Here is a 277-nt window from a genome sequence, read left to right on the forward strand (position 1 = left end):
GCACGGGGCGGGTTCACCGCCACTTCGAGAATCAGTTGCTCCAGGCGCAGCAGTGCGCCCAGCGCGGAGCCGGCGTTGATCGTGGCGATGCCGCCCGGATGGCCGGTGCCCCACACCTTGATTAGATCCAGCGCCTCGGCGCCGCGCACTTCGCCGACGATCACGCGATCCGGCCGAAGGCGCATGGACGAGCGCACCAGCTCGGTCATGGACACCACGCCCGCGCGTGTGCGCAGCGGCACGTGGTCGCGGGCCGCGCATTGCAGCTCCACAGTGT

Annotated in this window: 1 protein-coding gene; it reads right to left on the reverse strand. The window is 70.4% G+C overall.

Going from position 1 to position 277, the window contains the following annotated elements; genetic code table 11:
- A partial coding sequence (locus tag ACSNOK_RS34120) for an ATPase, T2SS/T4P/T4SS family (protein ID WP_436784613.1) occupies positions 1 to 272 on the reverse strand: 272 nt, incomplete at its 3' end.
- Between the last annotated feature and the right edge of the window lie 5 nt (positions 273 to 277).

Origin of the sequence: Streptomyces sp. URMC 126 (genome assembly GCF_051386555.1) — a bacterium.
GTDB lineage: Bacteria > Actinomycetota > Actinomycetes > Streptomycetales > Streptomycetaceae > Streptomyces.